The sequence below is a fragment of the Lachnoclostridium phocaeense genome, assembly GCF_959599685.1.
Classification (GTDB): Bacteria; Bacillota; Clostridia; order Lachnospirales; family Lachnospiraceae; genus Claveliimonas; species Claveliimonas monacensis.
In genome coordinates, this window is the sequence record NZ_CAUGIN010000024.1 from 1 (window position 1) to 26,411 (window position 26,411).

At 52.9% G+C, this 26,411-nt stretch carries 23 protein-coding genes and 1 pseudogene; 19 read left to right on the forward strand and 5 right to left on the reverse strand.

Annotated features, from left to right (window positions below; genetic code table 11):
- The coding region (locus Q5911_RS10815) for a pyrroline-5-carboxylate reductase dimerization domain-containing protein (RefSeq protein WP_303182706.1) at positions 1–540 on the forward strand (540 nt) is incomplete at its 5' end.
- A 37-nt stretch (positions 541–577) separates the two neighbouring features.
- Here Q5911_RS10815 and Q5911_RS10820 read toward each other — a convergent pair.
- A complete protein-coding gene (locus Q5911_RS10820; protein ID WP_303182707.1) occupies positions 578–1,264 on the reverse strand; it encodes a Crp/Fnr family transcriptional regulator in 687 nt (228 codons plus the stop codon).
- Positions 1,265–1,386: 122 nt separating this feature from the next.
- On the opposite strand from Q5911_RS10820, the gene Q5911_RS10825 reads away from it, so the two are divergent.
- The 4 genes and pseudogenes from Q5911_RS10825 to Q5911_RS10845 all read left to right on the forward strand — a co-directional run bounded on the left by Q5911_RS10825 (position 1,387) and on the right by Q5911_RS10845 (position 6,826).
- Complete coding sequence (locus Q5911_RS10825; RefSeq protein ID WP_303182708.1) at positions 1,387–1,950, forward strand: nicotinate-nucleotide adenylyltransferase; 564 nt, start codon at positions 1,387–1,389, stop codon at positions 1,948–1,950.
- A 238-nt stretch (positions 1,951–2,188) separates the two neighbouring features.
- The gene (locus tag Q5911_RS10830; protein ID WP_157888390.1) at positions 2,189–2,629 is read left to right on the forward strand and encodes a MarR family winged helix-turn-helix transcriptional regulator; all 441 of its coding nucleotides are present in this window, start codon (positions 2,189–2,191) and stop codon (positions 2,627–2,629) included.
- Between the two features lie 30 nt (positions 2,630–2,659).
- Positions 2,660–4,983 (forward strand): annotated as a pseudogene (locus Q5911_RS10840) (ABC transporter ATP-binding protein).
- A 1-nt stretch (position 4,984) separates the two neighbouring features.
- Positions 4,985–6,826: an ABC transporter ATP-binding protein gene (locus tag Q5911_RS10845; protein ID WP_303182711.1), complete on the forward strand. Its 1,842-nt coding sequence runs from the start codon at positions 4,985–4,987 to the stop codon at positions 6,824–6,826.
- A 196-nt stretch (positions 6,827–7,022) separates the two neighbouring features.
- Here Q5911_RS10845 and Q5911_RS10850 read toward each other — a convergent pair whose 3' ends face one another.
- Positions 7,023–7,700 carry an LrgB family protein gene (locus Q5911_RS10850; RefSeq protein ID WP_226394572.1) on the reverse strand — a complete coding sequence of 226 codons (678 nt, stop codon included), beginning with the start codon at positions 7,698–7,700 and terminating at the stop codon, positions 7,023–7,025.
- Entirely contained in the window at positions 7,697–8,059 is a 363-nt protein-coding gene (locus tag Q5911_RS10855) for a CidA/LrgA family protein (RefSeq protein ID WP_076776714.1), read from the reverse strand. Before Q5911_RS10855 ends, Q5911_RS10850 begins: the two co-directional genes overlap by 4 nt.
- A 196-nt stretch (positions 8,060–8,255) precedes the next feature.
- On the opposite strand from Q5911_RS10855, the gene Q5911_RS10860 reads away from it, so the two are divergent.
- From Q5911_RS10860 to Q5911_RS10925, 14 genes are all read left to right on the forward strand, one after another.
- Positions 8,256–9,416, forward strand: coding sequence for an exonuclease SbcCD subunit D (locus Q5911_RS10860; protein WP_303182712.1), 1,161 nt, complete (start codon positions 8,256–8,258; stop codon positions 9,414–9,416).
- Positions 9,413–12,280: an AAA family ATPase gene (locus Q5911_RS10865; protein ID WP_303182714.1), complete on the forward strand. Its 2,868-nt coding sequence runs from the start codon at positions 9,413–9,415 to the stop codon at positions 12,278–12,280. The genes Q5911_RS10860 and Q5911_RS10865 overlap by 4 nt, the downstream gene beginning before the upstream one ends.
- A 68-nt stretch (positions 12,281–12,348) precedes the next feature.
- Entirely contained in the window at positions 12,349–12,972 is a 624-nt protein-coding gene (locus tag Q5911_RS10870; RefSeq protein ID WP_076776719.1) for a cytidylate kinase-like family protein, read from the forward strand.
- A 31-nt stretch (positions 12,973–13,003) separates the two neighbouring features.
- The gene (locus tag Q5911_RS10875; protein WP_303182716.1) at positions 13,004–13,345 is read left to right on the forward strand and encodes an arsenate reductase family protein; all 342 of its coding nucleotides are present in this window, start codon (positions 13,004–13,006) and stop codon (positions 13,343–13,345) included.
- A gap of 13 nt (positions 13,346–13,358) precedes the next feature.
- Positions 13,359–13,667 (forward strand): hypothetical protein, encoded by a 309-nt coding sequence (locus tag Q5911_RS14850; protein ID WP_331592422.1) that lies wholly within the window; start codon positions 13,359–13,361, stop codon positions 13,665–13,667.
- Complete coding sequence (locus Q5911_RS10885; RefSeq protein WP_303182718.1) at positions 13,600–15,441, forward strand: ABC transporter permease; 1,842 nt, start codon at positions 13,600–13,602, stop codon at positions 15,439–15,441. Before Q5911_RS14850 ends, Q5911_RS10885 begins: the two co-directional genes overlap by 68 nt.
- A gap of 123 nt (positions 15,442–15,564) precedes the next feature.
- Positions 15,565–17,076: a CoA-transferase gene (locus Q5911_RS10890; protein ID WP_226394580.1), complete on the forward strand. Its 1,512-nt coding sequence runs from the start codon at positions 15,565–15,567 to the stop codon at positions 17,074–17,076.
- A gap of 115 nt (positions 17,077–17,191) precedes the next feature.
- Complete coding sequence (locus tag Q5911_RS10895) at positions 17,192–17,872, forward strand: TIGR00266 family protein (protein WP_076776733.1); 681 nt, start codon at positions 17,192–17,194, stop codon at positions 17,870–17,872.
- Positions 17,873–18,063: 191 nt separating this feature from the next.
- Positions 18,064–18,507, forward strand: coding sequence for a DUF6465 family protein (locus tag Q5911_RS10900; protein ID WP_076776735.1), 444 nt, complete (start codon positions 18,064–18,066; stop codon positions 18,505–18,507).
- An 804-nt stretch (positions 18,508–19,311) separates the two neighbouring features.
- Positions 19,312–20,067: a hypothetical protein gene (locus tag Q5911_RS10905; protein ID WP_303182721.1), complete on the forward strand. Its 756-nt coding sequence runs from the start codon at positions 19,312–19,314 to the stop codon at positions 20,065–20,067.
- Positions 20,068–20,131: 64 nt separating this feature from the next.
- Complete coding sequence (locus tag Q5911_RS10910; RefSeq protein ID WP_303182723.1) at positions 20,132–20,308, forward strand: hypothetical protein; 177 nt, start codon at positions 20,132–20,134, stop codon at positions 20,306–20,308.
- Positions 20,309–20,415: 107 nt separating this feature from the next.
- Positions 20,416–21,246 (forward strand): PHP domain-containing protein, encoded by an 831-nt coding sequence (locus Q5911_RS10915; RefSeq protein WP_076776739.1) that lies wholly within the window; start codon positions 20,416–20,418, stop codon positions 21,244–21,246.
- A gap of 122 nt (positions 21,247–21,368) precedes the next feature.
- Entirely contained in the window at positions 21,369–22,571 is a 1,203-nt protein-coding gene (locus tag Q5911_RS10920; protein ID WP_303182725.1) for an iron-containing alcohol dehydrogenase, read from the forward strand.
- A gap of 13 nt (positions 22,572–22,584) precedes the next feature.
- A complete protein-coding gene (locus tag Q5911_RS10925) occupies positions 22,585–23,952 on the forward strand; it encodes an aldehyde dehydrogenase (RefSeq protein WP_076776744.1) in 1,368 nt (455 codons plus the stop codon).
- A gap of 19 nt (positions 23,953–23,971) precedes the next feature.
- On the opposite strand, the gene feoB is transcribed toward Q5911_RS10925, so the two are convergent.
- Positions 23,972–26,014 (reverse strand): ferrous iron transport protein B, encoded by a 2,043-nt coding sequence (feoB, locus tag Q5911_RS10930; RefSeq protein WP_303182727.1) that lies wholly within the window; start codon positions 26,012–26,014, stop codon positions 23,972–23,974.
- Positions 25,998–26,240, reverse strand: a complete 243-nt coding sequence (locus Q5911_RS10935; RefSeq protein WP_303182729.1) for a FeoA family protein — start codon at positions 26,238–26,240, stop codon at positions 25,998–26,000. Before Q5911_RS10935 ends, feoB begins: the two co-directional genes overlap by 17 nt.
- Positions 26,241–26,411 lie beyond the last annotated feature (171 nt).

Consider the following 26,411-nt stretch of genomic DNA (forward strand, 5'->3'; position numbering starts at 1 on the left):
GATCTCCTTGCAGGGAAGATCCTCTGGTCTGTGGCAGCAGGAGTGATGTTTGACGACTATGAGGCAATGCTGGCGCCGGGCACCCACCATATCAGCGCTATCCCCAGCACGCCGGCAGCCGTGGGGGAAGGCATCTACACATGTGAGAAAAAGCATTCTCTCACAGAGGAGGAATATGCCCTTTTCCATTCTCTTTTATCGGCCATCGGAATTGTGGCGGAGGTGGAGACGCAGAAAGTCAATATCGCCAACACCATAAGCGGATGCGGCCCTGCTTTTGCCAGCATGTTTATCGAAGCGCTGGGAGATGCAGGAGTTATGTACGGGCTTACCAGGCCCCAGGCCTATGAGCTGGCTGCAGGCATGATCGCAGGGACCGGGAAACTGATGCTCCATCAGGGCAAACATCCGGGTCAGATGAAGGACGATGTGTGCTCCCCGGGCGGCACCACTATCCGGGGTGTGGCAGCTCTTGAGAAGGCGGGCTTCCGCACAGCGATCATCCAGGCTGTGGAGGCCGCTATGAAGACTTATGAATAGAAGAGGATAGGAAGATTTCCCGGAAGCAAAATGCCTGTTATGGCTGCGTATCTGCCAGTTTTCGGAGCGCTTTTTTGTCGAGAAGAGTGACGCTTCCCCTTGAGAGAGCCACATAGCCCTCCTGGGAGAAATATTTCAGCATCCGGGTCACCACCTCCCGGGCGCTGCCCATGAGCTTTGCAATCTGCTCGTGGGTCATGGATAGGGTGTCTGTGCCAAGGGAGGCGGACTCGTCCAGCAGAAAGATGGCAAGGCGTCTGTCAAAGCTCATGAACAGGATCTGCTGCATGGCCCACATGACATCGGAGAACCGTTCGGCGGCCGCTCTGTTGGCAAAGGCTTCCACATAGATGTTGTCGTGCATCAGCAGGGAGATGACAGAGGAGCTGACCTGGAGCACCTGGCTGTCCTTCACTGCGTCAATATACACGTCAAAAGTGATGGAGGAGAGAACGCAGGAGGCGGACAGGATGCACAGCTCGCCGGGATAGATCCGGTAAAGCGTGACCTCCCGGCCGTCCTCGGACATGATGTACACCCGCAGGGACCCTGTTTTTACAAGGAGAAGTCCCAGACATTTGTAGTCTGCCCGGTGGATGGAGGCTCCCTTCCTATAGGAAACGGACGTGGTGCTCTGCAGGAGCAGAGATTTCTCCGAGGGGGAGAGCCGTGGAAAAAAGGGGAGCGCATTTTCAAGGAATGTCTGGTCTTCTTGTACTGTCATATGTGTGATACCTCCTGTGAGTTTGTGTTGGTATCATTTTAGTACATTGACGGGAAAAGAACAAGTTTCGTTTACAGTTACTGATGTCAGGCTTGATTTTCATTTTACGAAAGAGGTTTGTTATGGTTGAAAAAGGAGTTGTGAATGCGAGATTCCAGATCCCGCATCTGAAACATATTGAGTATATCCTGGCTGCGAAAATGCGGTGCCGGAGGCTGTATATCGGGATCACCAACCCGGACCCCTCCTGTGTCCGGGAGTCGGTCAACGACGAGATACGCTCCACGCCAGCGGCTAATCCGCTGACCTATCTGGAGCGCTATGAGATGATTCGGGGAGTCATGGAGGAGTTCAACGTGCCCCTGACTGCCTACGAGATCGTCCCGTTTCCCATCCACCGCCCCGAGTACATCACCCAGTACACGCCCTCCGACGGAGTCTACTATCTGGGCATCTGCGACGGCTGGGACGAGGAAAAGCTGAAGATCCTGAAGGGGCTCGACCTGAAGACGGAGGTCCTCTGGCGGCGCAGCAAGGAGGAGTGTGGCGTTACCGGCACCTGGATCCGGAGCTGTATCGCCACGGGCCAGGAGTGGGAGCATCTGGTCCCCCGGTCCGTATATCAATATATCAAAGAACACGGTATCGAGGACCGCATCCGCCGTATGTTCAACGAAGACCGATGATCAATTCGGGACGTAATACTTTTCAAAAGTATTACGTCCCGAATTGCGTTTTTTTATTAGTCTGCAAAATGAATTTTTATGGAAAATTATTAAAAAAGGATAAATATTTATCTTTGTATGTTGACTTTATATAGGCATATCTCTAAAATATCCGTTAGACAACTAACGAAAAGTGAGGTGTTGATATTTGGATGGCAGAAACATGCCTCTTCAGATGCTTATGATGAGGAGTGCGCATTTGCTGAAATACCAGACGATTTCTCTTCTGGAACGATTTGACATGAACATGGGCCAGGCGGCGATCCTGTTTATCCTGAGCCGGTACGGCAATCTGACCCAGCGTCAGCTCTCGGGACGGGCCGGCATCACGCCGCCTTCTATGAATGTGGCCCTCCGGAAGATGGAGGAGAAGGGGCTGGTCAAAAAGGAACCTGATCCGAACGACCAGAGAAAGACCCGTATCCATCTGACGGACACAGGAAGGAGCCGCATAGAAGACCTGAAGCAGCTCTTCCGCAAGACCGAGGAGATCATGCTCCAGGACTTCCGGGAGGAGGAGAAGCTTCTCCTCCGTCGGTTCCTCATGCAGATCGAGGAGAACGTCATGGAATCAAAAGAATTGAAGGATATGGACTTGAGTGAGGTCCTGCGCCGGTTACATCCGGAAAAGAATTTTTAGCCCAGAGCAGAAAAGGAGTGACAAATATTTATGGGAAAGCTAATAAAATTTCTGAAGCCCCACGCAGGCGCCGTGCTGGCTATCCTGTGTGTGCTGATCGTGCAGGCCTGGTGTGACCTGTCCCTTCCGACCTACACGTCGGATATCGTAAATGTGGGGATCCAGCAGGGAGGCGTGGATGAGAGCGTGCCGGAGCAGATTGCCTCGGATGAGTTTGAGCGTCTGCTTCTTTTTATTCCCTCCGACGACCAGGAGACCGTGAGAGAGGCCTACCAGGAGGCAGATGGGAAGGACTATGACTATAGCGGCACAGTCCTTGAACTTAAAGAAAGTATAAAAGACAGCACAGAGGAGCTGGAAGACCTGTCAGATATCATGGGAAAACCCATGCTGCTGGCTTCCGGATTCGAGAACGGCAGCGACGCCTCCAGGGCCATGGAGGAGACCATGCGCCAGCAGATGGAAGCCCAGATGCAGCAGGCGCAGCAGCAGATGGCGCCTCAGGCCACCCGGGATCAGGCCGGCGGCGCGGATGCCGGGACAATGCCGATGCCATGGCCGGTGCGGATCTGTCGGATATGACCATATTTGATATGCTGGGAATGATGGACGACAGTGCAAGGGACCAGGTGATCGCCCAGATGGATGAGGGCATGGACAGCATGCCCGACACCATGGTGGAGCAGGCGGCCACTCTGTACATCCAGTCTGCCTATGAAGAGCTGGGCATGGATATGGACGCCATGCAGACGAATTATATCCTTGTCACAGGAGGAAAAATGCTGGCGCTGGCAGCCCTCGGTATGCTGGCCAGCATCACGGTAGGCCTTATGGCATCCCGCGTGGCGGCCAGTGTGGGCCGGGAAGCCAGAGGAAAAGTATTCCAGAAAGTGGTGGGATTTTCCAATGGGGAATTCGATAAATTTTCTACAGCCTCTCTCATTACCAGGAGTACCAACGATATCCAGCAGATCCAGATGCTGATAGTTATGATCCTCAGAATGGTGCTGTACGCCCCCATCATGGCAGTGGGAGGAATTTGGAAAGTGCTGCATACAAATGTGTCCATGACCTGGATCATTGCTCTTGGAGTGGCGCTGATCCTCATGGTAGTGATCGTGCTCTTCCTTGTCGTTATGCCGAAATTCAAGATCGTTCAGAAAATGGTGGACCGTCTGAACCTTGTGTCCAGAGAGATCCTGACAGGCCTGCAGGTTATCCGGGCTTTCGGCACCGAGAAATACGAGGAGGAACGGTTTGACAAGGCCAACAAGGACCTGACCAGGCTGAACTTGTTTGTCAACCGGGCCATGACCTTTATGATGCCTGTCATGATGCTTGTGATGAACGGTATCTCCGTGCTGATCGTCTGGACAGGTGCCCACAGCGTCAATGATGGTGCCATGCAGGTTGGAGACATGATGGCCTTTATCCAGTACACGATGCAGATCATCATGGCCTTCCTTATGATCTGTATGATCTCTGTCATGCTGCCAAGAGCGGCTGTCTCTGCAGAGCGTGTAGATGAAGTGCTGCGCAGCTCCACAGCGATCAATGACCCGGAACAGCCGGAGAAGCTGGAAGACTGCAGAGGCGAGATCTGCTTTGATCACGTTTCCTTCCGGTACCCGGGAGCAGAGGAGGATGTGCTCCAGGATCTGAACTTTACCGCAAAGCCGGGTCAGACCACAGCGATCATAGGAAGCACAGGAAGCGGAAAATCCACCCTGGTGAACCTGATCCCCAGGTTCTATGACGTGACGGAGGGCAAGATCACCCTGGACGGCCATGACATCCGCAGTCTTACCCAGCATGACCTCCGGGCCCAGCTCGGCTACGTGCCCCAGAAGGGCGTGCTGTTCTCCGGCGATATAGCCTCCAACATCCTCTACGGCAATCCGGAAGGATCCAGGGAGGAAATGGAAGAGGCGGCTCAGATTGCCCAGGCTACAGTATTTATTGACAATAAGAAAAAGAGATATGAAAGTCCCATCTCCCAGGGCGGATCCAATGTGTCCGGCGGACAGAAGCAGAGGCTTTCCATTGCGAGAGCCATCGCAAAACATCCCAGAGTCTTCATTTTTGACGACAGCTTCTCCGCGCTGGACTACAAGACCGACGCGGCTGTCCGGGCGGCCCTTGCCAGGAAAACAAAAGATGCGGCGGTCATTATCGTAGCGCAGAGGATCAGCACGATCCTCCATGCGGAGCAGATCATTGTCCTGGATGACGGAAAGATCGCGGGCATAGGAACACACAGGGAGCTTCTGAAAAACTGTGAGGCGTACTACCAGATCGCGTCCTCCCAGCTTTCGGAGGAAGAACTGGAACGAGACATGAAGGAGGCGGTCTAATATGGCAGAGACAAGACAGACAAAAAGACACGGACATATGGGCGGCGGAAGACACATGATGCCGGGAGAGAAGGCAAAAGACTTTAAAGGCACTATGAAGAAGCTGATGGCGTATATGGGAAGCTACAAGATCGCGATCCTCTTTGTCATGCTCTTTGCGGTGGGAGGAACAGCCTTCAACATTATCGGACCAAAGATCCTGGGAAATGCCACTACAGAGATCTTCAACGGCCTTGTGAGCCGCGTGTCCGGCGGAGACGGCATTGATTTTGGAAAGGTGGGACGGATCCTTTTAAGCGCGCTGTCTCTCTATGTAGTCAGCGCAGCGCTCTCCTTCATACAGGGGTACATTATGACAGGGATCTCCCAGAAAATGACGTACCGGCTTCGAAAAGAGATTTCCGAGAAGATAAACCGCATGCCTGTGAAATATTTTGACACAATGACCCACGGCGAGATCCTCTCCCGCATCACCAACGATGTGGACACACTGGGACAGAGCCTGAACCAGAGCGCCACCCAGGTGATCACCTCTGTGACCACCATCATAGGCGTCCTTGTGATGATGCTCAGCATCAGCCCTCTGATGACGGTCATTGCCCTTTTGATCCTTCCTCTGTCCATGTGCCTGATCTCTGTGATCGTGAAGCATTCACAGCGGTACTTCAAAGATCAGCAGGAGTATCTGGGCCATATCAACGGCCAGGTGGAGGAAGTGTACAGCGGACACAATATTGTCAAGGCATTTAATAAAGAAGAGGACATTATCAAGACATTCAATGATACAAATGCAGTCCTCTACCAGTCAGCCTGGAAATCCCAGTTTTTCTCCGGCATGATGATGCCCATCATGCAGTTCGTGGGCAACCTGGGGTATGTGGCAGTGTCCATCCTGGGCGGATATCTGGTGATCAGAAATGCTATCCAGGTAGGAGATATCCAGTCCTTTATCCAGTATGTGCGCCAGTTTACACAGCCCATCCAGCAGGTGGCTCAGGTGGCCAACATGCTCCAGTCCACAGCGGCAGCCTCAGAGCGGGTCTTTGAGTTCCTGGATGAAGAGGAAGAAGAGCAGACCGTGGCGGATCCAGTGTCCACAGACAATCTGGAGGGGCGGGTGGAATTTGACCATGTCCACTTCGGCTACAACCCGGATCACATTATCATCAATGACTTCAACGCAAAGGTAGAGCCGGGACAGAAGATCGCCATCGTGGGACCCACTGGCGCCGGGAAGACAACTATGGTGAAGCTGCTTATGCGCTTCTATGATGTGAACAGCGGATCCATCAAGATAGACGGACACGACCTCCGGGAGTTCAACCGGGCGGATCTTCGCAGTATGTTTGGCATGGTGCTCCAGGATACCTGGCTTTTCAACGGCTCCATCGAGGAGAACATCCGTTACGGCAAACTGGACGCTACCCACGAGGAGGTGGTGGAAGCGGCGAAAGCAGCCTATGTGCACCGTTTTGTGCAGACACTTCCGGGAGGTTATGACATGGTGCTCAACGAGGAGGCGAGCAATGTGTCCCAGGGACAGAAGCAGCTCCTCACCATTGCCAGAGCCATCCTGGCTGATCCGAAGATCCTCATCCTGGATGAGGCCACGAGTTCGGTGGATACCAGGACAGAAGTGCGAATCCAGAAAGCCATGGACAATCTCATGCAGGGAAGAACCAGCTTTATCATAGCTCACAGACTGTCTACGATCCGGGACGCTGACCTGATCCTTGTTATGAAAGACGGGGATATTATTGAGCAGGGAAGTCATGAAGAACTCCTTGCCAAGAACGGTTTCTATGCGGAGCTGTACAATTCACAGTTTGAAAAAAGTGCCTAATCGACACAAAATGACGCATTTCGCGGAACCTACTTGTGCGACATAAAGCCTTATGTTAATATTTCTTATGTCGACAGCACATCTAAACGCATCTGCAGATGTCACATCTGGAAAAGAACTGAAAAAAGGACACAGCCGGCGCTGCCATATCCTGGCAGAAGCCGGCTGTGTCCTTTTTTAATATCAAAGAAGATTCTCATATAAAAAGTGAGAAAATGACGGTGATGATGCCGCAGATTCCGATGGCAAGCCCGCTCATGGCTCCTTCCGTCTCCCCTATCTCCAGAGCCTTTGATGTACCCACTGCGTGGCTGCAGGCCCCGATGGCAAGCCCTGCTTCCAGGGGATCCTTCACCCGGAAGAGACGGACAAAGAAGGGTGCCAGTATGCTTCCCAGTGTGCCGGTGATGAGAACGGCCACCACTGTAACAGGGACCACGCCAGAGAACCGCTCTGTGATGCTGACGGCAATGGGGGTGGTAACTGACTTGGACAGCAGTGACAGCGTGATCTTCTCGTCCAGGTGGAAGAGTGTGCACATCAGGTAAATGCTTCCCATGGAAGCCAGGGAGCCGCAGGTGCAGCCTACCAGGATAGGGAGCCAGTGCTTCTTCAGCAACTTGATCCTTGTGTAAATGGACACAGCCAGGCAGGCTGTGGCCGGCGCCAGAAACATGTTGATGATCTGCCCGCCCTCATTGTAGGCCTCATAGGGTATGTCAAAGAGAAGGAGAACACCGATGATCAGCACGATGGCTACAAGCAGCGGGCTGCAGGCAGTCAGCTTTGTCTTCTTCTGCAATTTTTCTCCGGCCCAGAAGGCCAGGATGCTTAAGGAAATGCCAAAAAACGGGGAGGAAAATATTTCTTTCATGATCCTTTCCTCCTGTTCATCAGCCGCATGGTCAGCCGGATGCTCCAGGCTGTCACAGCGAACGTGATAAAGGTGGACGCCACGCAGATGACAAGGATGGGCAGCAGGCTGCTCTTTAACAGATCCAGATAGTTGATGATACTGACTCCGGCAGGCACAAAGAAAAAGGCCATGTTGGACAGGAGAAAATCTGATTTTTCCTGTATATGCTCAATCTTTAAGATACCAAAGAGCAGACAGACAAAAAGGAGGATCATTCCGATGATGCTGGCAGGAAAAGAAAAAGGAAGAGCCGCCTCAATGACCAGGCCCAGCCAGCAGATCAGAAAAATGATCCCCACCTGTTTGATAATTTTCATAGAATCCCTTCTTTCGTAGTTGATCAGTTTTTTCATTATACAGGAAAGCTGCGCAGGCCGCAAGGGCGGAGAAAAAGAGATATTTTGTGGCAGATATTTTTGCGGATCTTTTGGGCATGACGGGCAGAATATGGTACAATAACCACATCGCGGCCCTTACAGATGGCCGCCAAGACAGGAAGGAGGAACGTACAGTATGCGTTTTTTTCATATATCCGATCTTCATATTGGGAAACACCTGCATTATTATGATCTGAAAGAAGACCAGAGATACATCCTCTCACGGATCGCTGACGCGGCGGAAGAACAGAGGCCGGATGCCATTGTCATTGCCGGGGACATCTATGACCGGTCTGTTCCCTCTGCTGAGGCAGTCTCCCTCTTTGACTGGTTCCTCACCAGACTGGCGGACATCCGGCCAGCCATCCCGGTGCTGGCCATTGCCGGGAACCATGACTCGGCGGAGCGCCTGGACTATGCCAGTGCCATCCTTGGAAGGCAGCACATCCACGTGGCCGGCATGCCTCCTGCCAGGGAGGAAGAACGGATGAAAAAGGTGACGCTGCAGGATGCCTACGGAGAAGTGTGCTTCTACCTTCTCCCCTTCGTAAAGCCCGGTTATGTGCGCCCTGCCTTTCCCCAGGGCCGGGCGCCGGAGGACTACGACGGGGCGGTCCGGGGACTTGTGGAGAGGGAGCAGATCGACACTTCGGTGAGAAATGTCATTGTCACCCACCAGTTCTATACAGCGGCAGGGGTTCCTCCTCTGGCTGCCGGGTCGGAGAGTGTCCGTGTGGGAGGATTGGACAATGTGGATATCTCGGCTCTGGCGGACTTTGACTACTGCGCCCTGGGGCATATCCACAGAAGGCAGCAGGTGGGGGAAGGGCCTGCCTGGTACTGCGGGACGCCTCTGAAATACTCTGTGTCTGAGAGTAGAGATCATAAGACGCTGACCATAGTGGAGCTGAAAGAGAAGGGCACGCCCCCTGTGCGCACAGAGATCCCACTCGAGCCCCTGCATGAGGTGCGGGAGATTAAGGGGACGCTTGAGGAGGTCCTTGCCGGCGCCGGGGAGGAGATCCGTCAGGACTATGTGAGCGTCACGCTGACAGATGAGAAGGCTCTCTATGAGCCGGCAGACCAGCTGGAGCGCATTTTTCCAAGGCTGCTCCAGGTGCGGCTGGAAAGTCTCCGGGCCCGGCTGAATGGGGAGGAAGGGACACAGGAGCCGGATTTAGACCTTGCGGATCCTCTGGAAGTGTTTGGACAGTTCTTTGAGGAGATGCAGGGCCGCCCTATGGACAGGGAGGAAGAATCGATTATGAGAGAGATGTTTAAGGAGGGGATAGAATGATTCCACAGCGGCTGGTTATGTCAGCCTTCGGTTCCTATGCGGGGAGAGAAGAGATTGACTTTTCACAGGCAGGGCCAGGTATCTTTCTTGTGACCGGGGACACGGGAGCTGGGAAGACCACCATTTTTGATGCCATCACCTACGCGCTCTACGACCAGACAAGCGGAGGGCGAAGGGATGGACGGATGATGCGCAGCCAGTATGCGGCGGAGGACACCCCCACTTTTGTGGAATTTTTCTTTCAGTACAAGGGGCAGGACTATAGGATCATGCGGAGTCCGGAATACGAGAGGGCAAGCAAAAGAAGGGGGAAAGATGGAGAGAGAAAACGGACTCTGGAGCGGTCAGCGGTCACCCTTTTTCTGCCTGACGGCACGGAATATCCGGGGAAAAAGGCGGAGACCAACCGGAAGATCGTGGAGATCATCGGCCTGGACGCGGGACAGTTCACCCAGACGGTTATGATCGCCCAGGGAGAGTTCCTGAAACTTCTGTCTGCCCGCTCCGATGAGAGGAAGGAGATTTTCTCCAGGATCTTTCAGACAGATCTTTACGCCCGGATGCAGCAAAGGCTCCGTGAGGAGGCCGGCGCTCTCGGGGGACAGATGAAGGATATGGAGAGGCAGGAGGATCAGGAGATGGCCCGCCTCTTCTGCCCGGAAGAAGAGAGCCTGCTTGGCAGGCTGGAGAGCGCGGCCCTGCCGGAGGAGAGACTGGAGGCGGTCCGGCTGATCCTGCAATACGGGAAATCCCGGGAGGAGGCTGCCAAGAGGCAGATCGGGGAACTTGACAAGGAGCTGGAGAAGGTGAACCGGGATCTGGCGGTGGCTCAGGAGCTGAACAAACGGTTTGACTATCTGGAGGAAGCAAGAAAAGGGCGCGCCGCTCTTTTGGAAAATGCCTCTGCCGTGGAGGAGCGGCAGCGTCGGCTGGAGCGCAGCCGGGAGGCCCGCCTGGTCTGCGAGACTTTCAAAAAGCGGGAAGAGGCAGGCCGGCAGAAAGCACTGCTGGAAAAAGAGATCCGGGAGACGGCGGAGAAGATCCGCCAGGCAGGCCAGCAGAAAAAAGAGCTGGTAAAGAGCCAGGAGACAGCCCTTTTGGAAGAGCAGCGCTGCCGGAAGGAGTACCAGGTCCTGACCGGGCAGATCACTCAGGTGACAGACCAGGCGGCCCGGCTTGCCGGAAGCCGCGCTGCACTCCAGAAGTGGGAGAGCCAGGAAGAAGCGGCAAAAGACAGAAAGAAGAGTCTGGAGGAGCTGAGGAAAAGGCTGCCGCTCCTTCGGAAGGAGGAGACAAAAAGGGATATCTGCGCACAGGCTTTTGAGAAGAGCAGGAGGGACTACCAGCAGGCTGCCGACGCCTACCTGGCCTGCAACGACGCCTTCCTTCAGGCCCAGGCAGGCATTCTGGCAAAGGACCTGCGGGAGGGTGCTCCCTGCCCTGTGTGCGGCTCTTTCAACCATCCTGCCCCCGCTCCTCTGCCGGACCGTGCACCGGATCAGGCGGAGGTGAAGGCGGCCAGAAAGCGAAGGGACGAGGCGGAAAAGGAGAAAGACAGAAGACAGCAGCTACTTCTGGAGGCGGGACAGCGCTGCGCCGCCTGCCTGCAGGGGCTCCTCACAGAAGGGAAAAATGTGGTGGGAGAGGCGTTTTCATTTGAGAGAGAGGGGCCGGAGCCCATCCTGGACAGAGAAGAAACCATAAGAGAGAGGGAGCTGCAGGAATGCCGGAGAAAAAAGGAGGAGGCCAGGGAGCAGGTCAGACAGTGGGAGGAGCTGGAAAAGAAGAGGCAGTCCCTCACTGAAGAGCAGGCCGCCTGCTACGCCCGACAGGAGGAGCAGCAAAAGAAAGCGGCCCTTTCCGGTGACAGGCTGCGCCTGCTGGACCAGGCGGTCAGCCAGGCGGAAGGAGAAAAGAAAGCCCGACAGGCACAGAAGGAACAGGCGGAAGCACAGGAGGAAGCGCTTGCCCTGGAGGCGCAGAAGGCTCTGGCAGTCTCTTCCTTTGAGACGGAAGACCAGTGCCGGGGCAGTCTTCTTGCGGAGGAAGAAAAGGAAGAGCTGGAGAAAAGTCAGGAGGCGTACCGGCAGAAATGCATAGAGGCCGATGCCCGGGTCAAGACCCTGGAAGAACAGCTGGAGGGGAAACAGCCTGTGGAGACCCAGGGACTGACAGAGCAAAAAGCTGGCCTGGATGAGAGAAGGCAGGCCGCAGAGCAGGAGCAGAGAAGATGGTACAGCAAAAATGAGAACAACAAGGATGTGCGGGAGCATCTGAAAAAAATCTACGAAAAGAACAGAAAGCTCAAAGAGCGCTGCGCAAGGCTGCGCCTCCTGGACCAGACCGCAGGGGGCTCCCTCCCCGGACGGCCCAAGATCGATTTCGAATCGTATGTACAGCGCCGCTATTTCCAGCAGATCATTACCTTTGCCAACCGGAGGCTGGAAGCCATGACAGGCGGGAACTTTATCCTGCGGTGCCGTTCCATGGAGCAGCTTGGCAACCGTGGCAGCGTGGGGCTGGATCTGGACGTGTACAGTCTGGACACAGGGAAGATCCGGGATGTGCGCACCCTCTCCGGAGGGGAGTCGTTTATGGCCGCGCTGGCCATGGCGCTTGGCATGGCGGACGTCATATCACGCAGCGCCGGGGGCATCCAGATGAAGGCCATGTTCGTGGACGAGGGCTTTGGCTCTCTGGATGATTATTCCAGGGAGCAGGCTATAGGCGTGCTCAGTGAGCTGGCAGGATCAGACCGGATGATCGGCATTATCTCCCACGTGACAGAGCTGAAAGAGAGCATTGACAGGCAGCTTGTAGTCACCAAGACAAAAAAGGGCAGTCATGTGCGCTGGAAGCACTAAAATCTTTTGCTTATCCTCTCTGTGTGAAGTATAATAAAGACAGAAGATAAAGAAAGGAGCTGATCCATATGACAGATCATACCATCATAACCATTGGACGTCAGTTTGGAAGCGGCGGCCACGAGATCGGAAACAAGCTTGCCCAGCGGCTGGACATTCCTCTCTACGATAAAAATCTGATCCATATGGCGGCCCAGGAGATCGGCATCAGCAACGAGGCTGCGGAAAATATCAACGAGACATCTCTTGGAAAATTCCTGTCCTCCTATGTGACGAGTCTGGGAGACTACACCGCTTTTATGAGCGGGGAGAGTGTAGAACCTCTCAGTGACCAGATGTACCGGGTGCAGACAGAGCTTGTCAAGAAGCTGGCGGCCCGCAGTTCCTGTGTGATCGTGGGGAGATGTGCGGACTACATTCTGGGAGATTACAGCAACTGCATTCACGTGTTTATCCATGCCTTCAAGGAGGATCGGGTCCGCCGGATTTCCCGGATCTATAAGCTGAACGAAAAGCAGGCCTGGGATAAGATCAAACGGACGGACCGGGAGAGAAGGATGTACTATGAGACCCACGCCGGAAGGCCCTGGGGAAGCATTGAGTCCCACCAGATCCTCTTTAACGCCAGCCTTCTGGGAGTGGATGGGATCGTGGATGCGCTGGAGGCGATCTATCGGTCCAGGCAGAAGTAACACATAAAACGACAAAAGGAGACAGAACATCATGCTTTTTATTGAATATCCAAAATGCAGCACCTGCAAGCGGGCAAAGAAATATCTGGAGGACAGAGGGATCGCGTTCCAGGACCGGCACATTGTGGAGGAAAATCCCACGGAGGAGGAACTGACAAAGTGGATCGGGATGAGCGGCCTGCCAGTGAAAAAATTTTTCAACACAAGCGGCATGAAGTACAAGGAGATGAGACTTAAGGATCGGCTTCCGGATATGAGCCAGGAGGAACAGATCCGTCTTCTGGCCAGTGACGGCATGCTGGTAAAGCGGCCCCTTCTCATAGACGGGGACCGGATCCTTGTGGGATTTAAGGAAAAAGACTGGACATTTTAGGAGAGGATATCCCATGAAAAGTATACTGCTTGTGGAGGACGACAAAAGCCTGAACCAGGGCATTGCACTGAAACTGAAAAAAGAAGGATACCGCGTTTCTTCTGCCTTCTCCCTGGGGGAGGCAGAAGAACTTTTTGACTCTGCGGCATGGGACCTTATCATCTGCTCCCTGGACTATATGCGCGCCTCTGTCCCTGCAGAAGACAGGGCGTACCGTGTCCTGCTCAGGCTGAAGGACACCCAAGAGAAGGGGGATGGGATCGAGACTGTGGACGCCCAGGGAGGAGAAGGCCTGCGAGATGGGAGAGGACTTTGGCGTTGACCGGGACAATGTAGTTGTCAACACCACCTATCTTCTTGCCAACTATACGGACCCGGGCCTTTACACCGGGATCGGGGCCATCATCCTGGTGGTGGTCGCGGCCGGCGTCCTCTGTATCTACAGCATCTACTATGTGTCCATGGTGCCCAAAATACAGGAGTACGGGCGGCTCAGGGCCATGGGAGCCACCAGGAGGCAGGTGCGGCAGGTCGTGTTCCGGGAAGGGCTGGCAGTGGCCTTTGCAGCCCTTCCCACCGGTCTTCTTCTTGGCAGTATCCTGGCCAGGCCGGTGCTGCTCACTATCTATAAAATGGCGGACAATGTCGAGACCGCCTACACGGAGCCGGGCATGCACCAGCTCTGCGTCGAGCTGCTGGAAAAGGGACAGGTCCCCATCCTTCGCTGGTGGATTTACCTGCTGACCATCCTGGCGGTCCTTGCCACCGTCTGGCTGTCCCTCGTAAAGCCCATGCGCCTGGCAGCCAGGGTTTCCCCTGTGGAGGCCATGCGCTATCAGGGCGGCAGCAGCCGGAAAAAGGACAGGAGGGGATATGAGAGCCTGAATATCTCCAGGCTCACAAGGACCAACCTGGGGAGAAACAAGAGGCGGACCGTTCTCACAGTCCTCACCCTGGGCTCCATCGGCATTCTTTTTATGGCTGTGGCTACAGTCCTCTCCTGCGCATCGCCGAAGGAGATTGCCCGGCAGGAGTTTGAGGGGGATTACCAGATCTACGTGGACAGCTGGGAGGGGGACAAGATGAACCCGGACCGGGCCTGGGCAAGCATTATGCAGGACAATCCTCTTTCTTCTGCTTTTATAGAGGAGGTGCGCTCTGTCCCGGGCGTGGAGGGGGTGAAGGTCCGCTCCTGGCTGCAGGGCAGCCTCTCGGATCTGGACCCGGAGAGGCAGATCACAACGGCCAATCTGGAGGGCTATGAGGACTCTTATAAAGAAGTCATTCTGTCCGGCATTACAGAGGGGACAGCAGATTGGGATGAGCTGAAAAAGGGGGAGAAGATCATCATGAACCAGCGCCTTCAGCACTGGTTCCCGGATCTGACGGCAGGCAGTCAGGTGAAGCTCCTTCTTGAGACAGAGCAGGGACCGGTGGAGAGAACCTTTGAGATCGCTGCGGTGGGAGCATATCCATCGGGGATCTGCGGAGGTAACTTCCTTCTGCCTGCAGAGTCTCTTGCCCGGTTCTCTTCGGCCAACCTGAGCCAGACTTTGGTCATCACGGTGGACAAAGAACAGAAAGAAGAGGCTTTCCAGGCGTTGGATGCTATGGCACAGATCAGCCCCTACCTGGCCACAGACACCTACGACACCCATCTTCAGACATGGGAGAGCGGCATGGGCATCATCGCCCTCCTCGGATATGCCTTCCTCATCGTCCTGGGAGCTATCGGTATCATGAACCTTGTGAACACCATGATCAACAGCATCTACACAAGGAAGAAGGAGCTGGGCATGATGCAGGCCATCGGTCTGTCAGAAAGGCAGCTCCTCGGCATGATGCAGATGGAGGGCCTGTTCTACACGGCGGGGACCCTGGCGGTGGCGCTGGGTATCGGCAGCCTTGCGGGCTACGGCGTTTTCCGGTACATGAAGGCGGAAAATATCATGAATGTGACCAGCTATCATTACCCGGCTCTTCCGGCTGTGCTCCTGGCTCTGGTTGTGGCGCTCACCCAGGTACTCCTCACCTGTGCTGTCTCCCGCAGCTTCCGGAAGATGAGCCTGATAGACCGCATACGATACTCAGAATAAAAGAAGAGAGAAGAGGGAGCTTTTGGGCTGCGGCTGGACTTTGCGGGCCTCTTCTGCTAAAATGGACTGCATATGCAGGAGTCGAGAGGATCCTGCGGGCCTATTGCGAGGAGGATGGTAGTTATGTATGAAGTGATGAGTGCTGACGAGGCGATCCGCCTGATCCGGGACGGGGACTGTATATGCGTCAATTCATTTGTGGGGATAGAGAACCCGGTAGAGCTCCACGAGGCGCTGTACAGAAGATACCAGAGGATGCAGTCCCCCAGCCATCTGACGATGATATCCAGCGCAGGCTTTGGCGTCTGGGACGAAAACAGGAATGCGGAGGGGTACATACGGGAGGGCGCGGTGGACCGCCTGATCTGCGGACATTTCGGAGCTATGTTAAGCACAAAGAAGCTGGTGCTTGAGGACCGCTTTGAGGCATATAACCTGCCCCTTGGATGTATTTCCCACGCCATCCGCGCGCAGGCGGGGGGACTGCCGGGGGCGCTCTCCAAGGTGGGGCTCGACATTTTTGTAGACCCGAGAAAGGAAGGACCTGGTATCAACCGGCTCTCGATCGACGACTCTCTTGTGAAATACGTGGAGGTGGACGGGGAGGAGTTCCTCTACTACAAGCTGCCGAAGATCACGGTGGCTCTCATAAAGGGCACTGCCGCGGACAGGAAGGGAAATATTTCCTTTGACGATATGTTCATGTCCGGCGACGCCCTGTCCATCTGTCAGGCGGTGAAGGCAAACCACGGCAGGGTGATCGTCCAGGTGGACCGGCTGGTGGACACACCCTCAAGGCCGAGAAATGCCATTATCCCGGGCTGCCTGGTTGACGCCATCGTGGTAGTGGAGCCGGAGGAGAGGAACGAGGCTTACACTGCGCTGACAGGAAGCTTTGAGATTCCCTATGCGCAGTGGAGCGCGTGGAATGAGAAGATAGATACAGTATCCGCAAAGACGCGGGGCAACAGCGCAGCCGGCAATATCATCGGCAGAAGGGCGGCCAAGGAGCTGCGGGTGGACGATATCGTCAATATCGGGATCGGGATCCCGGAGATGGTGTCCAGACACGCCCGAAAAAACGGCATGCTGGATATGGTGACTCTTACAGTTGAGTCCGGAGGCATCGGAGGCTTTCCTGTCTCGGGGGAGGCGTTCGGAGCCATGATAGGGGCGGCCTCCGTGTACGACATGGCAAACCAGTTCGATCTGTACGACAACGGAGGGCTGGACATATGCTTTATGGGAGCCCTGGAGGTGGACCGCCAGGGGAATGTCAATGCCCACCGTGGACCGGGCGCCTTTGCGGGAATCGGCGGATTTGCCAACATCACAGCCAAAACGCCCACGGTGGTGTTCTGCCTGACCTTTGATACCAAAGGGCTGGAGGTCTCTCAGAAAAAGGGGACCGTGACCATTGAAAGAGAGGGGACTGTCCCCAAATTCGTGGAAAAGGTGAAGAGTGTCAGCTTCTCGGCGGAACGGGCCATTGCAAACGGACAGAAGGTCCTGTACGTGACGGAGAGATGCGTGTTCCGGCTGACGCCCAAGGGGCTGAAGCTTATTGAGACCTACCCGGGGGTAGACGTGCAGAGAGATATCCTGGACCGCCTTCCTTTTGAGGTGGAACTCTGAGTGTATCCTCCGGACAGGAGCGGGCGCTTCACAAAAGAAAGGTTGATATTGACAGAACGAAGTGCCGGATAGTATCCTGAAATCAGAATACTTTATTCAGTGAGGAGGAAAAATTATGAGATATCAAATTCAGGGTGAGACGCTTCCGGTAGTTATCTGTGAACTGGAAGGCGGCGAGACGATGATCACGGAGGGCGGCGGCATGGCATGGATGTCTCCCAATATGAAGATGGAGACGTCCACCAATGGCGGCGTAGGAAAAGCTTTTGGCCGGATGTTTTCCGGAGAGGCAATGTTCCAGAATAACTATACGGCTGTAGGAGGAGCTGGAATGATCGCTTTTGCGTCCAGTTTTCCCGGGTCTATCCGTGCTTTCGAGATCAGTCCGGGCAATGAGATGGTCTTCCAGAAGAGTGCGTTCCTGGCAGGCGAGGCGGGAGTGGATGTGTCCATTTTCTTTAACAAGAAGGTGGGTGCCGGATTATTCGGCGGAGAGGGCTTTATCATGCAGAAATTCAGCGGGAACGGTACGGTCTTTGCGGAATTCGACGGACATGTGGTGGAGTACGAGCTCCAGGCAGGACAGCAGATCGTGGTTGATACGGGACATCTGGCCGGCATGACGGCCAGCTGCAAGATGGAGATCAGGACTGTCCCGGGTGTGAAAAATATGATCTTTGGAGGAGAGGGCTTCTTCAATACAGTCGTCACCGGACCGGGCAGGATCTGGCTTCAGACCATGCCGATCAGCAATGTGGCGGCAGTGCTCCGCAATTACATAACAACGGCCAAATAGGAAAAACGCAGGATTTTTATAGGCAGAAATGCTAAGAGCAAACAGACAATAATCTGAATATTGGGCAGTTTTCACAGCAGTAGTCAGGAGAGATTGCATTTTCTGGAGAGTGTGATATAATATTGACGACTTAAAACAGGAACGGCATAAAGAAAAAATATTGTAAGCAATAAGATCTAGGAGGAATTGAAATGGCTACAAAAAAAACAGCAGAAACAAAAGTTGATGAAAAGAAAGCAGTAAAGAAGACATCAACCAATGTTGGAACTGCTGCGACAGCTGCTGCAAAAGAGACTGTAAAAGAAGCGACAGAGAAAACATCTTCCGCACCGGTAAAGACCGCCGCTGTAAAGAAAGCCGATGAGCCGAAGACGGCAGAGAAGAAGACCGCACAGAAGAAAGCCCCGGCAAAGAAGCCTGCAGCTAAAAAAGAGATCAAGGTAAAGACCTATGTTCAGTACATGGGCAGGGAAGTGGAAGAAAAAGACATGATCGCCGCTGTTAAAAAGAGCTGGACAAAAGCATTTGGGAAAAAAGTGGCAGACATCAAGTCTATCGACCTCTATGTAAAGCCTGAAGAAGGCGCAGTTTACTATGTGGTGAACGGAACAGATACAGGTTCGGTTGCTTACTAAGAACATAACGAAGGAAGTCGGGGAGAAAACTCCGGCTTCTTTTTGACAATATGACAGGAATGTTGCGGATAAAAGTCAGAATATTTTAATACAATAAGAAAATTAAAAGAAAATAAAAAATATTACGAACTATATATTGACAAATTGAAGGGGTGGTGTTAATATTAAGTTACAAAATAATAAACGAGATAAAAAATAGAATATAAAAAGTTTTTATAGGTTTATTATTTTAACTTTGAAAGACAGATGATTTCTATAAGTTTAAAGAGACTAAATCATTAACTTATTACAGTGGATAATAAGAATTGATATCTCAGAGAAGATTTATAGACAGAAGCTGAATTTCAAAGTCAATAGTTTAAGAAAAGGAGGTACGGACCGCCAAAAAATTAAACTATCTATACTGATCATAATTAAGGAAATCCAAAAAGGCTGATATTTGAAAGCCAGAGTACTGAGAAAAGATTTTATTTCAGGATATGAAAATATCAGAGAAAAGGATTTTAGTATCAGGAAAATTATAGCAGACAGATAAAGGTCATACGATGAAATTAAAGAAGATCAGTATAAAAAAGAAATCATTTTTTACTACATGTGTAGAGAAAGGAAGAAAGATGATTGAACCAGGAAAGTAGGGACGGGTGTCAGTTTCGTATAAAATTGATGCCCGTCTCTACTGTTTACGTTGCGCTATATTGTGCGTAGGGTCTGCCGCACCGGAATGGAAAAATATGTACTTAACAGGCAAAGAAAAAGATGATATAATACTTCTGGATAATTAATAAAGGGACAAAGGAGAAAGTTATGGACGAATTAATGTCGATGATGTATCAACTGGCCGATGGGGAGACGGCGCAGGTCGTACAGAGCATACAGGAGACCATGCAGGTAAGCATAGTTCCGGCTGTTGTTGCTGCTGTTCTGGGACTTGTCATCTGTTTCTTTGGATTAAAGCTGATCCGTATACTGGCGGCCATAACAGGTGTCTGCCTTGGAGCTGGAGCGGGCCTGGCCCTGTCTTTTGCATTTGGACTGCAGGAAGCAGCAGTTCTGGCAGCAGCGGTCGTGGGGGCTGTATTGTTTGCCTGCCTTGGAGCAATCCTTCGGAGAGTGGGAGGGTTCCTTTTCATATGGGTTCTCACAGCAGGTGCGCTGGAATGGATCCTGATGCCGGGCACACTATCCTTCCATCTTATATGCTTGGGCGTGGGACTGGTACTTGCAGTGATCGCGGCTATACTGATGGATCCCATCATCATTGTATTTTCTTCCATTGGAGGCGGCATTATGTCCGGTGTGGCGGTGTCGGCCCTCACTGGACTTGACCTGAATATCCTCATTACATACGGGGCATGTGCAGCTCTCGCCATACTGGGAATGGTTGTTCAGTTTATGATGAAGTCCAGAGAAGTTGGAAAGAAGGAAAAGCGTTTTTCTGAAGCCGTGAAAGAGGAAAAGTCAGTGGAGACGGAAGTTGAGAAGGCCAGGATGCTGCTTGACGATGATCTCACAGATCTTGATGCCGGGGAAGAGACAGAAAATAACACGGAAGAAAAATAACGAGTCGTATTTATAGGACACCTCATCTGCTATGGTATACCCATAGGAAGAGAGGTGTTCTTTTATGTACAGAATAAGTCGGATTTTATTGATGACAGCAGGTTTTGTTTTGGCGGCAGGGGCATCACTGATATTTGGTTTCGGAAATTCGGGAATACATGGATCCGTGTATATGGCGGCCTGCCTCCTTGGACTGGCGATGATCTACTGCTCAAGCAGAGGACTGTCAGAGCAGCAGTAAATGGCCGTCTGGTTCCAGTAAGGAGCGGTGCATTGGTTTTTTTCCTTCTTTGTGCTATAATAAAATCATGTTAAAGGGACATATTAAAGTGCAAAGGAGGCTTACTGATGAAACTTGATATGCATTGTCATGTGAGAGAAGGTTCACTTGACAGTAAAGTAAGCTTGGATGACTATATTACAAAGCTGAAAGAGAATGGCTTTGACGGGATGCTTATCACAGACCACGACACATACAAAGGGTACAGGCACTGGAAATATGAGCTGAAGGGAAAAGTGCACGAGGACTTTGTTGTGCTGAAAGGGATTGAGTACGATACCTGTGATGCGGGACATATTATCTGTATCATGCCTGAGGGAGTGAAGATGCGTCTTTTGGAGCTGAAGGGGATGCCTGTGCAGATGCTGATTGATTTTGTGCACCGGCACGGCGGTATACTGGGACCGGCTCATCCCTGCGGGGAGAAGTATCTGAGTTTTACAAACACGAAGAAATATTATAAATCTCCTGAGACGATCAAGCGGTTTGACTTTATCGAGGTGTTCAATTCCTGCGAGTCGGAGGAGTCCAACACCAGGGCGGCCAGGCTGGCACAGAAATACCAGAAAGTGGGGATTGGAGGCAGTGATTCACACAAGATTGAATGTGTGGGAAAAGGATACACGATCCTGCCCCAGATGGTGACATGTGAGACGGAGCTGATTACTTTGATAAGGGAGAAGGCCAATATAGAGGCGGGAGGCACTCTGTACGGTAAGACCACAAAGGAGAAGCTTGGGAAAATGAATAAGATCCTGCCCTATTCATTCTGGTTTTACAATAAGGGGGGAGCCCTCCTGAAAAAGTGGAAGAGAACGCAGAAGGGCAGGATCGAGAATCCGGTAGATCCCATTGATCCTATCGAAATCCCCTATCTGGACGGGATGAACAAAAAGTAGGGAACGTATCTGCGGGAGAATGAAAGGCCGAGAAGGGACAGGCTGTGTAAAGCCTGTCCCTGAACTGTGTTCCGGCCAGGCCGGACTTCAGAAAAGAGAAATGACAAAGGAGAAGAGAGAAGATGTATGTTTTATGGTGCAGACTTTTTCAGAAGGTGATGAAATTTTTTATGGATATTGTCCCTTTCTGGCGCAAGCCAAAGATGATCACAGGGAGAGACAGCCTGAAAAAACTCCCCGGCATGCTGCGGCACAAGGGGATTAAAAATGTGATGCTGGTGACAGACCCCGGGATCGCGGCGCTGGGTCTCCATCACCAGCTCCTGGAGTGGATCCGGGAGGAAGGGATCGAGTGCGTGGTGTACGACAAGACAACAGCCAACCCCACGATCGCCAATGTGGAGGAGGCTCTGGAGCTCTACAGGGAGCACAGCTGCCATGCACTGATTGCTTTCGGGGGAGGGTCTCCTATGGACTGTGCCAAAGGAGTGGGCGCCAGAGTGGCTCGGCCCCGCAAGAAGATATCCTCTATGCGGGGGGAGCTGAAGATATTAAAACCCATCCCTCTGCTCATAGCTGTGCCCACGACAGCGGGAACAGGAAGTGAGACGACGCTGGCGGCAGTGCTGACAGACGAGAAGACCCACGAGAAATACGCACTCAACGATTTTGTGCTGATCCCCAAATATGCGGTCCTTGACCCGGTGCTGACCAGAGGGCTGCCGCCCTTTATCACAGCCACTACTGGAATGGATGCGCTGACGCATGCGGTGGAGGCATACATAGGAAAGAGCAATACGGCCCAGACCATAGAGGACAGTGTGACGGCTGTGAAACTGATCTTTAAGAATCTGGAGCGGGCTTACCGTGAGGGAACGGACATGGAGGCAAGAGAGAATATGCAGAAAGCCTCCTTCCTGGCAGGTGCCGCATTTACAAGGGCTTACGTGGGATATGTCCATGCCATTGCCCACAGCCTTGGAGGGGAGTACGGGATTCCCCACGGACTGGCAAACGCAGTGATCCTGCCCTATGTGTTGGAGGCCTACGGAAGTGCGGTACACATGTCTTTGGCCGAGCTGGCTGACATTGTGAAGATCGGACAGGATCTGGAGAGCGATCAGGAGAAGGCCAATGCGTTCATTGCCGAGATCAGGGCCATGAATAGGCGGATGGGCATTCCTGACAAGCTGGAGGGTATCAAAGAGGATGACATTGACATGCTGGCCAAGAGGGCGGCAAAGGAGGCTAATCCTTTGTATCCGGTTCCACGGATCATGAAGAAAGCCCAGCTGAAAGAAATATATTATCAGATACGCGCTTAGGAGGAGAGAGAAGATGGCAGAGTACAGGGAAATGATGCAGAAGCAGAGAGAATATTTCCGCACCGGAGAGACAAAAAACGTGGCTTTCCGGATCAGGCAGCTTGAGCGGATGGAAAAGTGGATCATCCAGAATGAGGAGGACATCATGGAGGCTTTGAAGCAGGACCTCCATAAGTCCCCCTTTGAGGCCTACGCCACAGAGATAGGGATTGTCAAGGAGGAGATCCGGTACACCCTGAAACATCTCAGGAGCTGGGCAAAGCCAAAGCGGGTGCCAACCCCCATCACACAGTTCCCCTCCAGATCCTTCATCTACCCGGAGCCCTACGGGGTGGTGCTGATCATGTCGCCCTGGAATTATCCCTTCCAGCTGACGATTGCTCCTTTAGTGGGAGCCATCTGCGCCGGTAACTGTGCGGTGGTGAAACCTTCCGCCTACTCCGCCGCCACTTCGGCCCTCATAGGCCGGATGATCCGGGAGCTGTTTCCGGCGAAGTATGTCCATGTGATCGAGGGAGGAAGAAAAGAAAACGAAGCCCTCTTGAATGAGAAGTTTGACTATATTTTCTTTACGGGAAGCGTGAATGTAGGGCGCTATGTGATGGAGAAAGCGTCCGCCTACCTGACGCCTGTCAGCCTGGAGCTGGGCGGAAAGAGCCCCTGCATTGTAGACGAGACAGCGGACATTGCTCTGGCAGCGAAGCGGATCGTCTGGGGAAAATTCCTGAACAGCGGTCAGACCTGCGTGGCGCCGGATTACCTTTTTGTCCACAAAAATGTAAAAGAGAAACTTCTGAAGCAGATGGCAAAGCAGATACGGAAAATGTATGGAAATGACCCCTGCAGAAATGAAGAATATCCGAAAATGATCAACCAAAAGCACTTTGACAGGGTGCTCGGCCTGATCCATGATACCCATGTGGTGTGCGGCGGGGGAAGCAGGCAGGACACCCTCCAGATCGAGCCCACCATCCTGGACCAGATCACCTGGGAGCATCCGGCTATGCAGGAGGAAATCTTTGGCCCGGTACTACCGGTCCTGACCTTTTATGACCTGAAGGAAGCGGTGGAGCAGGTGAACGCAAGGCCAAGACCTCTGGCCCTCTACCTGTTTACAAAGAAAAAGGAGAGGGAGGCTTACGTGCTGAAGCATGTCTCCTACGGCGGCGGCTGCATCAATGACACGGTGGTGCATCTGGCCACCTCCTATATGCCTTTTGGGGGTGTGGGAGACAGCGGTATGGGCGGATATCACGGGAAGGCAAGCTTTGATACGTTTACCCACCAGAAGAGTATCATGAAGAAGTCCTGCCTTATCGATATACCTGTCAGATATGCTCCCTTTAAGAAAAAACTGGACCTCCTCAAGAAGATCCAGTAAAAGATGCTGAAAATGGGGATTACAGCAGCAGACCGATGTGGTAGACGAGAAAGCTCATCACCCAGGCCACGGCAAACTGAAAGCACACGAAGCAGGCGGTAAGACGCCTGCTTTCTGTTTCCCTGCGGATGGTGGCGATGGTGGCTGTGCAGGGTATGTAGAGCAGGCAGAAGACCATCAGGGCATAGGCGTTTGTCGCGCCAAATCCCATGCTCCCCAGCGTGGCTGCCATGGCGGTCATACCGTGGGATGTGGTAATGTTCTGAATGCCAAAAAGTACGCTGCAGCTTGAGACGACCACCTCTTTTGCGGCGATCCCGGCGATGAGTGCCACCACGATCTGCCAGTAGCCAAGTCCCAGAGGCGTAAATACCGGGACGATGGCTTTTCCGATCCAGGCGCCAAAGCTTGCGCCTATGTCTGTCACGTAGCCTGTGGGACCGAAATTGAGCAGCACCCACATGATGACAGATGCCACGAAGATGACAGTCCCTGCCTTTGTCAGGTAGTCTTTGATCTTCTCCCACACATAGATGGCAATGGTACGGGCGTTGGGAGATTTGTACTCCGGAAGCTCGATGAGAAGGGTCTGCTCTGCCTTGCTGCCGTCAAATTTTGAGATGACAAAAGCACAGACGATCGCCACCAGGATGCCCAGCAGGTACATAGAATAGCACACCAGCATGGCGTTCTTTCCAAAGAACATGGAAGAGAACAGCACGTAGATGGGAAGCCTGGCACTGCAGGACATAAAGGGAGTAATGAGGATCGTCTTCAGCCGGTCTTTGCGGTGCTCCAAAGCTCTCGAGGCCATGACTGCGGGAACGGAGCATCCAAACCCCAGAAGCAGGGGGATGAAGGCTCTGCCTGAAAGGCCCAGGTGGCCCATGATATCATCCATGACAAAGGCCACGCGGGACATGTAGCCGCTGTCCTCCAGAATGGCCAGAGCCAGGAACAGGATAAAGATGTTGGGAAGGAATGTCAGTATACCGCCCACGCCTGAGATGATTCCGTCCACGATCAGGGATGTGACCATGGGCCCTGTGCCTGCGGCGGCAAGGCCGTTTGACACAAGGGAGGAGAAAGCATCCAGCCCAATCTCAAAATAGCCCTTCAGGAAATCGCCCACGGTGAAAGTAAGGAAAAATACAAGGGCCATGATGGCCAGAAAAATGGGAAGTCCCAGCCATCTGCTTGTGAGATACCTGTCGATGCGGTCTGTACGTGCCTCGTTTTTAGACTTGTTGACAAGAACTTCCTGGATGATCTCCTCGATAAAATTGTATTTCTGGTTAATAATATCCTTCTCGTAGTCCCGGTCAATGAGATCGGACAGATCCAGAGGATACTGGTCGCTGACATTTTTGTCCTTTTCCAGGTATTTGATGGCATGCCATCTCTTGTTGCTCATATCCGGATAGGATCTGTTCAGACGGTCCATGACCTGGTCGATCTTGTCCTCTATGTAATCTTCATAAACCATGGCATATTCCTGATGATGGTCATGCTTGTGGGCAGAGTGCTCTCCGTGATGATGGTGGATAAAGGGACTCTGCTTTGCCTGGTCCTTGTGATGGGCCACTGCGTGGAGCAGGATGGACAGCCCGGATTTTTTCCTGGCGGAGACAGGGATGGCCGGAATGCCCAGCATCTCCGGAAGACGGTGCAGGTCGATCTCCATGCCCCGCTCCTCCACGATATCCATCATGTTCAGCGCCAGCACAACGGGTTTTCCCAGCTCAATGAGCTGGAGAGTCAGGTACAGGTTTCTCTCCAGACAGGAGGCGTCCACCACATCCACGATGACATCCACCTCGTCGCTTAAGATACATTCCCTGGACACGGTCTCTTCCATTGTATAGGAAGTGAGACTGTAGATGCCGGGCAGATCGATGAGGCGAAAATCCTGCCCTTCGTAGGAGGCCCGTCCTTCTTTCTTTTCCACCGTGACCCCGGGCCAGTTGGCCACTTTCAGGTTGGCGCCTGTGAAGGCGTTGAAAAGAGTGGTCTTTCCGCAGTTAGGGTTGCCGATAAAGGCTACATTAATCGTTTCTGCCATCTTCCGGCACCTCCTTCACATCGATATTGTCAGCAATCTGCCGCCCCAGTGCAAAGCGGGTGCCACGGAATCTGGCCGTCAGCGCGCCCTTCTTGTCGTTGTTTAAAATGGTGATCAGAGCGCCTTCCGTGAGACCCAGGGCCTCCAGACGGCGCTCCAGCTTCTTCTCGGTATGTAGTTTGCACACCTGGTATGTATGGTTATTTTTCCCCTGTTTCAGTATCATTTGTAAGTCTCCTTTAATTGAGAAAAATTATCTTCTAGGGTACAATTATAGCATTATTTGACGGGACTGACAACGTAGAGTATAATTTTCCTGTCAGCCTCCCCGAAAGGGAGGGGAGACTTTTCATGAGAATAGCAGTGTGGAAAGGCCATGCTTTGCGAAAGGAGATTT

What these genes read in the sequence shown, in the direction of transcription:
- Q5911_RS10820 (WP_303182707.1), bottom strand. Translation starts at nt 1,264, where the DNA reads ATGACAGTACAAGAAGACCAGACATTCCTTGAAAATGCGCTCCCCTTT.
- Q5911_RS10825 (WP_303182708.1), top strand. Translation starts at nt 1,387, where the DNA reads ATGGTTGAAAAAGGAGTTGTGAATGCGAGATTCCAGATCCCGCATCTG.
- Q5911_RS10845 (WP_303182711.1), top strand. Translation starts at nt 4,985, where the DNA reads ATGGCAGAGACAAGACAGACAAAAAGACACGGACATATGGGCGGCGGA.
- Q5911_RS10850 (WP_226394572.1), bottom strand. Translation starts at nt 7,700, where the DNA reads ATGAAAGAAATATTTTCCTCCCCGTTTTTTGGCATTTCCTTAAGCATC.
- Q5911_RS10855 (WP_076776714.1), bottom strand. Translation starts at nt 8,059, where the DNA reads ATGAAAATTATCAAACAGGTGGGGATCATTTTTCTGATCTGCTGGCTG.
- Q5911_RS10860 (WP_303182712.1), top strand. Translation starts at nt 8,256, where the DNA reads ATGCGTTTTTTTCATATATCCGATCTTCATATTGGGAAACACCTGCAT.
- Q5911_RS10865 (WP_303182714.1), top strand. Translation starts at nt 9,413, where the DNA reads ATGATTCCACAGCGGCTGGTTATGTCAGCCTTCGGTTCCTATGCGGGG.
- Q5911_RS10870 (WP_076776719.1), top strand. Translation starts at nt 12,349, where the DNA reads ATGACAGATCATACCATCATAACCATTGGACGTCAGTTTGGAAGCGGC.
- Q5911_RS10875 (WP_303182716.1), top strand. Translation starts at nt 13,004, where the DNA reads ATGCTTTTTATTGAATATCCAAAATGCAGCACCTGCAAGCGGGCAAAG.
- Q5911_RS14850 (WP_331592422.1), top strand. Translation starts at nt 13,359, where the DNA reads ATGAAAAGTATACTGCTTGTGGAGGACGACAAAAGCCTGAACCAGGGC.
- Q5911_RS10885 (WP_303182718.1), top strand. Translation starts at nt 13,600, where the DNA reads ATGGGATCGAGACTGTGGACGCCCAGGGAGGAGAAGGCCTGCGAGATG.
- Q5911_RS10890 (WP_226394580.1), top strand. Translation starts at nt 15,565, where the DNA reads ATGTATGAAGTGATGAGTGCTGACGAGGCGATCCGCCTGATCCGGGAC.
- Q5911_RS10895 (WP_076776733.1), top strand. Translation starts at nt 17,192, where the DNA reads ATGAGATATCAAATTCAGGGTGAGACGCTTCCGGTAGTTATCTGTGAA.
- Q5911_RS10900 (WP_076776735.1), top strand. Translation starts at nt 18,064, where the DNA reads ATGGCTACAAAAAAAACAGCAGAAACAAAAGTTGATGAAAAGAAAGCA.
- Q5911_RS10905 (WP_303182721.1), top strand. Translation starts at nt 19,312, where the DNA reads ATGGACGAATTAATGTCGATGATGTATCAACTGGCCGATGGGGAGACG.
- Q5911_RS10910 (WP_303182723.1), top strand. Translation starts at nt 20,132, where the DNA reads ATGTACAGAATAAGTCGGATTTTATTGATGACAGCAGGTTTTGTTTTG.
- Q5911_RS10915 (WP_076776739.1), top strand. Translation starts at nt 20,416, where the DNA reads ATGAAACTTGATATGCATTGTCATGTGAGAGAAGGTTCACTTGACAGT.
- Q5911_RS10920 (WP_303182725.1), top strand. Translation starts at nt 21,369, where the DNA reads ATGTATGTTTTATGGTGCAGACTTTTTCAGAAGGTGATGAAATTTTTT.
- Q5911_RS10925 (WP_076776744.1), top strand. Translation starts at nt 22,585, where the DNA reads ATGGCAGAGTACAGGGAAATGATGCAGAAGCAGAGAGAATATTTCCGC.
- feoB (WP_303182727.1), bottom strand. Translation starts at nt 26,014, where the DNA reads ATGGCAGAAACGATTAATGTAGCCTTTATCGGCAACCCTAACTGCGGA.
- Q5911_RS10935 (WP_303182729.1), bottom strand. Translation starts at nt 26,240, where the DNA reads ATGATACTGAAACAGGGGAAAAATAACCATACATACCAGGTGTGCAAA.